Origin of the sequence: Winogradskyella sp. (assembly GCF_013213975.1) — a bacterium.
In the GTDB taxonomy this organism is placed as follows: Bacteria; Bacteroidota; Bacteroidia; order Flavobacteriales; family Flavobacteriaceae; genus Winogradskyella.
On record NZ_JABSST010000148.1, the window covers coordinates 1 to 2566 of the forward strand.

General features: G+C 28.7%; 9 protein-coding genes. All 9 read left to right on the forward strand.

Going from position 1 to position 2566, the window contains the following annotated elements:
- Positions 1-230: hypothetical protein (locus HRU49_RS14430; protein WP_296358396.1), on the forward strand; the 230-nt coding region annotated here is incomplete at its 5' end.
- Between the two features lie 204 nt (positions 231-434).
- On the forward strand, positions 435-614 hold the full coding sequence (locus tag HRU49_RS14435; RefSeq protein WP_296358398.1) for a hypothetical protein: 180 nt from the start codon (positions 435-437) through the stop codon (positions 612-614).
- Positions 614-874 carry a hypothetical protein gene (locus HRU49_RS14440; RefSeq protein WP_296358400.1) on the forward strand — a complete coding sequence of 87 codons (261 nt, stop codon included), beginning with the start codon at positions 614-616 and terminating at the stop codon, positions 872-874. The genes HRU49_RS14435 and HRU49_RS14440 overlap by 1 nt, the downstream gene beginning before the upstream one ends.
- A gap of 2 nt (positions 875-876) precedes the next feature.
- Positions 877-1164: a hypothetical protein gene (locus HRU49_RS14445; protein WP_296358402.1), complete on the forward strand. Its 288-nt coding sequence runs from the start codon at positions 877-879 to the stop codon at positions 1162-1164.
- Positions 1161-1349 carry a hypothetical protein gene (locus HRU49_RS14450; RefSeq protein ID WP_296358404.1) on the forward strand — a complete coding sequence of 63 codons (189 nt, stop codon included), beginning with the start codon at positions 1161-1163 and terminating at the stop codon, positions 1347-1349. The genes HRU49_RS14445 and HRU49_RS14450 overlap by 4 nt, the downstream gene beginning before the upstream one ends.
- The gene (locus HRU49_RS14455) at positions 1350-1598 is read left to right on the forward strand and encodes a hypothetical protein (protein WP_296358406.1); all 249 of its coding nucleotides are present in this window, start codon (positions 1350-1352) and stop codon (positions 1596-1598) included.
- 221 nt (positions 1599-1819) lie between these two features.
- On the forward strand, positions 1820-1957 hold the full coding sequence (locus HRU49_RS14460) for a hypothetical protein (RefSeq protein WP_296358408.1): 138 nt from the start codon (positions 1820-1822) through the stop codon (positions 1955-1957).
- Positions 1958-1981: 24 nt separating this feature from the next.
- Positions 1982-2194 (forward strand): hypothetical protein, encoded by a 213-nt coding sequence (locus tag HRU49_RS14465; protein ID WP_296358410.1) that lies wholly within the window; start codon positions 1982-1984, stop codon positions 2192-2194.
- Positions 2191-2566 (forward strand): hypothetical protein (locus HRU49_RS14470; protein WP_296358412.1); only part of this gene is annotated, 376 nt, incomplete at its 3' end. The genes HRU49_RS14465 and HRU49_RS14470, both read left to right, overlap by 4 nt.

Here is a 2566-nt window from a genome sequence, read left to right on the forward strand (position 1 = left end):
GGCTTAATAACAATACAGATACAGGTGAAATAAGTGCAAATGTAGAATCTTTCTATTACTACGAAGGAAATCCTTGGTTTTTTGCTATTTTAAAATTACAAGGTGAAGATGTTATTATAGGTCTTAATAGATGTTTCAGCCTTAATATTCACAAAAATATAGAAGTTGTTTTATATAAACATAAAGACCTAGAAGTTGTAAGAAGTATAACAAATATTACTCACTACTAATTACACATAACAATGGTGTATAGTTACCTTTACCAAAGAATAAATAACTGATAATTAATACTTATAAAAAACTAATTGCAAAATATATAACTAGTAAAAAGGGCAGATGAACTTTAAATGATAATGGATGCAATTCCTGTTTAATTTGTCGCTGCCCTAAATACTAAAATACATGTAAAAAATCTTAACAATAAAAATATAAATATGAAAAATTATATAGCAGCATTAATTGAAATAATTATGTTTTCAACAATACTATTATTACCATGCTATTTATCTGATAATTATCAAATAATACTTATTACATGGATCCCGGCGTTTGTAGCAACAGATTATTTAAAATCTGCAAGAGATAGAAACAATAATCAAGAACCATTTGGATAATGTTACTGAAGAGAAAGAAAGCTAAAAAAGGATACGATGAACTACTTTCATTTAAGTTATTAGTAAATAGAAAATTCAAAACTTTATCTTATTCAATAAATAAAAAAGAATATACTATTTCAGATTATTTTGAAGACACGGATCAATTTGAAATAGAATGGTATTGTGAAACTAGAGGTGGAATTTCTGACAGGCTTTACGATCGTAAAGATGTAGTAGAATACATCAAGGATGGAAGTTGGATTTTATTAAAAAACTAATTATGTTACCTAAAAGAAAACAAGCTAAACCAGGCTACGAAGAAATAGATGAAGTAATCAGTGAAACGCAAATAGATGCATTAATTGGTAGACATTTCAAGCACAAAGAAATGGGCGAACAATTATATAAGATGGACTTCATGGATACAGAAGGCAGAATAATTATATCTTGGTCAACTGATAGAGTTAGTAAATCAACAGCATCTTACAGTAAAAATGATATATTAAGATTTATTCGAGAAGGAGACTGGATATTACAACCAAAACAAACTAAAAGAAGATTCAAATGAAACTAGAAATTAAATTAGCAATATATTTCATACTGTCTGTCATCTTAATATTAGGTGGCTTGTCAGTAATGTTGTATTCAACAGATTTAGAGCTAAAATTTGAAATACCGATTAAACTCGGTGGATTACTTCTGTTCGGAATAGGAGCAAAAATATTTAACAAACATTTTAAAATTAATAATTAAATGGCACATAAAATAACATTTAAATATCAACCAGGAGATACTGTATTTTTTATGCATAACAATAAAATTGCAAGAGGAACAGTTGTTCGTGTTAAAGTAGAATTAGTTTCTAATCAAACTGAAATAATTTACAGAATTGAATTCACTTTACCATTAGGTGGTACTACTAAAGTGGAACATATTAATATTAAATCTGAAGATGTTTATGCAACAAGACCAGATTTATTAAAAAATTTAAGTGATCTATAAGGATTAAACTTAGAAATTAATTTTATTAATTAGATTGCATTTTAAAAATACAGAGTGACTGTTACGTCAATTGTAGCTATGAAAAGGAACCAGGAGTTCAGACGTTGTTATCTTGATGCATGCGTGTATCTTGAGTGAAAGCAGTTAATGGTAAGCGCTCAGACAATTCAGCTCTGTATTTTATTTAATTAAACATAATATTAACAATTAAACTCACAAAAATGAAAGGAATTTCAATTATTAAATTAAACCCATTAGCATTAAAAGAAGAAGACATAAACTCATTAAATCTTGATGATGATGCAATGGATGAAAAAATTTACGAACAACTTGAGAATAAATCAGAATTTACGGCCTAATACTCAAGTAAAAAAGAATCAACAATGGTAAAAGTCATAAAAAAAGAATTAATTGAGATTAATCCAGATGAAATTGTCGAAGAAATAACAGTTATTGAAAGAATATTTTTCATCAATTTCAAATATGTCTACCGTAAAGTACATGGAATAGTATTCCGTTACAAAAATGGTAGATACAAAGAATTAAGTTGGATGGATAGTGATGTAAAAAACTATTTTAAATTACCAGTAAAATGAATCAGAAGTTCAAAGAAACAAAGAGTAAGAAAGCATGTGCTGGCTGTCCATTTAGGCGAGTGAATACAAATGAAAAGCCTAATCCAGGTGGATCACATCCATTCATATACATAGCTCAAGCTCGTGGGCCCTTCTGGTTACCATGTCATCAAGACAAAAATTATGTAGGCAAAGGATCTAATCCTGAGACAGTTACACAATGTAGAGGTGCTGCAATATTTAGAGCTAATTGTAATGATGGTTATACAAGACCTAAAGAGTTGTTACAACTATCACCAAATCATGAGGATGTATTCTCAAGTGAAGCTGAGTTTGCTGCACACTATTTAGATGTGCCATTGGAACAAATGAATAGAGTATTAACCAAAGAGC